This window comes from Salinisphaera sp. (assembly GCF_035690525.1).
GTDB lineage: Bacteria > Pseudomonadota > Gammaproteobacteria > Nevskiales > Salinisphaeraceae > Salinisphaera.
The window spans coordinates 1-4823 of the sequence record NZ_DASSKM010000090.1; the positions used below are offsets into that span (position 1 = coordinate 1).

Annotated in this window: 4 protein-coding genes and 1 pseudogene; 4 read left to right on the forward strand and 1 reads right to left on the reverse strand. The window is 59.3% G+C overall.

From position 1 onward, the window contains the following. The 4 genes from VFJ08_RS06765 to VFJ08_RS06780 form a co-directional block, all read left to right on the forward strand. A partial coding sequence (locus VFJ08_RS06765; protein ID WP_324996435.1) for a type III restriction-modification system endonuclease occupies positions 1–2768 on the forward strand: 2768 nt, incomplete at its 5' end. A gap of 336 nt (positions 2769–3104) precedes the next feature. Further along, on the forward strand, positions 3105–3353 hold the full coding sequence (locus VFJ08_RS06770; protein WP_324996436.1) for an AbrB/MazE/SpoVT family DNA-binding domain-containing protein: 249 nt from the start codon (positions 3105–3107) through the stop codon (positions 3351–3353). Beyond that, positions 3350–3745 carry a type II toxin-antitoxin system VapC family toxin gene (locus tag VFJ08_RS06775; RefSeq protein ID WP_324996437.1) on the forward strand — a complete coding sequence of 132 codons (396 nt, stop codon included), beginning with the start codon at positions 3350–3352 and terminating at the stop codon, positions 3743–3745. Before VFJ08_RS06770 ends, VFJ08_RS06775 begins: the two co-directional genes overlap by 4 nt. Before the next feature lie 122 nt (positions 3746–3867). Next, a complete protein-coding gene (locus VFJ08_RS06780) occupies positions 3868–4116 on the forward strand; it encodes a DUF1778 domain-containing protein (protein ID WP_324996438.1) in 249 nt (82 codons plus the stop codon). 226 nt (positions 4117–4342) lie between these two features. Here VFJ08_RS06780 and VFJ08_RS06785 read toward each other — a convergent pair. Continuing rightward, a pseudogene (locus tag VFJ08_RS06785) lies at positions 4343–4823 on the reverse strand (aldehyde dehydrogenase (NADP(+))); the annotation flags it as partial.

Here is a 4823-nt window from a genome sequence, read left to right on the forward strand (position 1 = left end):
AACTCGCCTCGCGTGATTTCACGGTGGAAATGGAGACCGGCACCGGCAAGAAATACGTCTATCTACGCACGCTGTTCGATCTGAACCAGCGCTACGGCTTCACCAAGTTCATCATCGTCGTGCCGTCGGTGGCCATCAAGGAAGGCGTGTACAAGTCGCTCCAGATTACAGAACCGCACTTCAAAGCCCTGTACGACAACACGCCGTTCGATTACTTCGTCTACGATCCCAAAAACCCTCGACACAACCTGTCTAGAGTTCGGAGTTTTGCTACGGACAGCACGATTCAGATCATGGTGATCAATATCGATGCGTTTAAACGTGTTGTCACGGACTCAGACCGAGAAGATAAAGCGAATATTATTCACCGCTCGCATGACGGGATGAACGGCAACAAGCCCATCGAGTTCATCCAGGCCACGCACCCCGTCGTAATCATCGACGAGCCGCAGAGCGTGGCGAATACTGACAAGAGCCGCGAGGCGATCGCCCAGCTCAATCCGCTCTGCACGCTACGCTATTCCGCCACCCATCTCGACAAACACCACATGGTGTATCGCCTCGATTCCATCGACGCCTACGAGCGCAAGCTCGTCAAACAGATCGAGGTGACCGGCGTCGAGGTGAAGGACAGCCATAACAAGGCATACATCAAACTGCTCCAGACCGATAACCGCAAAAGCCCGATCCGGGCGCAGGTGGAGATCGATGCGCTGCAGAAAGGGTTGGTCAAGCGCCAGAAGAAATGGGTGCGCAGCGGCGAGGATCTGCTCGACACTACCGGCGGACGCACGGTTTACGACGGCTACATCATCGACGACATCTACTGCGAGCCGGACAACGAATACATAAGCTTCACCAGCAAGCCGGAGGTCATACGTCGCGGCGAGGTGATCGGCCAGGTAGATGAGGACGAATACAAGCGTCTGCAGATCCGCCGGACCATCGAAGAACACCTGGATAAAGAGCTTCAGCTCACGCCGATGGGCATCAAGGTGCTCAGCCTGTTCTTCATCGACCGGGTGGCGAATTACCGCGACTACGATGCCGACGGCGAACCGCGACCCGGCAAATACGCCCGCATTTTCGAGGAGGAATACATCCGCGCCGCGCGGCTGCCCAAGTATCAGTCGCTATTCGGCGAAGTGGATGTCGAGACCGAGGCGCATGCCGTTCACAACGGCTACTTCGCAGCGGACAAGAAAAAAGACGCCCGCGGCAACGAGCGGCTCAAGGATTCCCGCGGCGAAGGCAAGACACAGGCCGACGAGAGTGCTTACCAACTGATCATGCAGGACAAGGAGCGCCTGCTCAGCTTCGAATCCCGGCTCAAGTTCATCTTCTCACACTCCGCGCTGCGCGAAGGCTGGGACAACCCGAACGTGTTCCAGATCTGCACGCTTAACGAAACCGGCTCGGTGATGAAGAAACGCCAGGAGATCGGACGCGGGCTGCGGCTGGCCGTGAATCAAGACGGCCAGCGTGTGCACGGCTTCGAGGTGAACCGACTAACGGTGATGGCAAACGAGTCCTACGAGGATTTCGCGCGCCAGCTCCAGAAAGAAATCGAGCAGGACGAAGGCATCCGCTTCGGCGTGGTCGAGAAGGATCTGTTCGCCAGCATCCCGATCACCGATGAAAACGGTGAAACGGGGTATCTCGGTACTGAGCTGTCCAAAACCATCTGGCGGCATCTACTCGAACACGACTACATCGACGCCAAGGGCAAGGTACAGGACGCGCTCCGAGCCAATCTCAAGGCTAATACGGTATCGCTACCCGATGAAGCGGCCGAACACGCGGGCGCGATCAATGCCGTGCTGCGCAAGGTGGCCGGCCGGCTGAATATCCAGAACCGGGACGACCGCAAGGCCGTCAAGCTCAACAAAGCGGTCTACCTGAGCCCGGAATTCGAAGCGCTCTGGAACCGCATCAAGTACAAGACGACCTACCGCGTGGACTTTGATGTCGAGAAGCTCATCGAATACTGCGCAACGGAAATGCGCGATCAGCTTCGTGTGGGCAAAGCCAAGTTCATTACACGCACCGCTCGGCTGGACGTGAATCGTGGCGGCGTCGAGGCCACCGAGGTTAACGAAACGCCGGCAACCTATGACCGACTCGATTTCGCCCTGCCTGATATCTTGAGCTTTCTACAGAACGAGACGAACCTCACCCGCCGTACGCTGGCCCGCATTCTCGTGGACAGCGGTCGGCTCGAGTCTTTCAAGAACAACCCGCAGAAGTTCATCGAACAGACGCTCGAGATCATTCGCCGCCAGATGCGGCTGTTCATCGTCGACGGCATCAAATACCACCGCATCGGCGAGGATAGCTACTACGCACAGGAGCTGTTCGACTTCGATGATGAAGACGCGGCGCCCCTGGCCGGCTATCTATCGAGCAACATGCTCAAAGCCGAAAAATCGGTCTACGACTATGTGATCTACGACTCTGACGTGGAAAAAGACTTCGCCCAGGCCTTCGAGCGCAACGACGATATCAAGCTATACGCCAAGCTCCCGCCCTGGTTCCAGATCGACACGCCACTCGGGTCCTACAATCCGGACTGGGCCGTGCTCGTCGAAACCAACGGCGCCGAAAAACTCTATTTCGTGGTCGAAACCAAAGACAGCCTGTTCACCGACGCGTTACGGCCCGCAGAGCGGGCCAAAATAGACTGCGGTAAGGCGCACTTCCGGGCGCTGAATGAGGAAGTCGAATTCCGGGTCGATAACGACTATGAAAGCTTCATGGACGCGCTGTAAGTCGCCGAGCAATAGCTGCTTAATAAAAGCGCCAAAGGCAGTTGAACCCGGGTTAACTTGCGCACACTGAGCGCACACTATCGATCACACGTCGCGATCGCTCACGTTATTTTACGTCACAACGGCTACATGCTGTGACATCCTTGAACGATCGGATACCACATATAGTGTTACATAAGATATTGATTTTAAATATAAACTCATAATCCCTTGGTCGCAGGTTCGAGTCCTGCCGGGCCCACCATCAATACAGCCGGTTAAACGGGCCAGCTTATCTGCTTGTCCAACTTAGATTCTGTCCTTACGCTTATGTAAGGATTACACGAAGGCAAGCATATGAGCACGGCAATCCTGAGTTCCAAGGGCCAAATCACGATCCCCGCCGCCGTGCGCAGCGGGCTGGGGATCGAAACGGGCGATCGGATCGAATTCGTCGAGGTGGCGCCGGGCAGTTACGAACTGGTGGCCGCAACCCTGCCGGTCACGGCCTTGAAAGGCTTGGTGCCGAAGCCGGCGCAGCCGGTCAGCGTGGAGGATATGAACGCAGCCGTCCGCCGACGGGCTACGCAGGCTATGGAGCCGTGATCGGGCTGGATACGAATGTGTTGGTGCGCTATCTGACGCAGGACGATCCCGTGCAGGCGCCGCTGGCCACACGGTTGATCGAATCCCTGACCCCCGAAGCGCCGGGGTTTGTCGCCCACGCCGTGCTGGCCGAAACCGTCTGGGTGCTGGAATCGTGCTACGCCGCCGATGCCGATCGGATTGCTCAAGTGGCGGAAACGCTTTTGCGCGTGGAAAGCCTGGTGGTCGACGAGGCCGACGTTGTCTGGCAGGCGCTGCGGCAGTTCAAACGGGCGGGCGGTAACTTTGCCGATGCGCTGGTCTCGGCGCTGGCGCGCCGCGCCGGCTGCGAGACGATCTATAGCTTCGATCGCGGCGCGGCCAAGCGGTTCGATATGACGCTTTTGCAATAAGGACGTAGGCAAATTCGTCGTTTAGCAGAATAGCCGATTCAGCAGTAAGCGCGCATTGGCCAGCCAGACTCCCACAGCACGACCGCATACGGTATAGCGCCGTACAGAAAAGGAGGCTGACCATGACTGGTGCTGCCCGACTCGATCTACGCCTCGACGCCCGCGACAAGGACCGCATTGCTCGCGCGGCCGAGCTGGGCGGTATATCGGTGTCCACGTTTGTCCGCAACGCCGCCCTGCACGCTGCCAGTGACGCCATCGCCGGTGAAGAGACAGTATCAACCGGCGGCTCACTGGCCGCACGCTTGCGTGGCCGGGCAAGCAAGCGCATGAGTCGGATATTGGTGGATGCCAACCGTTCCTTGAAATAAAAGGACCGACGAAAAGCCGGCCCTTTCTTCGGTTGGCGCGATCCCCGCCCTAAATCCCAGCCGTGGTCGAGGCCCCGTTGACCAACCGCCGGATGCCCAGCGGATTGTCATCGGCGAGTGCTTTCGGCAGGACCGCCGCCGGGGCGTTTTGATAGCTCACCGCCCGCAGATAGCGCTCGATCGCCAGCGTGCCCAGCGACGTACTATGGAAATCGGTGGTGGCCGGTTACGGCCCGCCGTGGACCATCGCATCGTTGACCGCCACGCCGGTGGGAAAGCCGTTGAACAGCACCCGGCCGGCGCGCCGGGTCAACTCGGTGACCAGTTGTGGGTGCCGGGCGATTTCGGCGGCTTCGCCGGTCACGGTCGCGGTCAACTGGCCGTTGAGCGCGCGCGCCGCGGCTTCCAGTTCATCGGCCGTGTCCAGTACGACCACGACCGTGCTCGGGCCGAAGACTTCTTCCATCAGCGGTTGGGCGTCGTCGAACAGGCGCGCCTTGTCGGCGGTGAACAGCCGGGCCGCCGCCTGGTTGGCCGCGGCCTCGCCGATGGCGATTTCCGCGACCCCGGCCAGGCTTTTCAGCCGTTCCACGCCGCGCTGATAGTTGGCCAGCAGGCCGTGATTGAGCATCACCTGGCCGGGCTTGTTCTTGAGCGCGTCGCCGAGGGTCTCGATGAACGCCGTCATCGCCGGCGATTGCACCCCG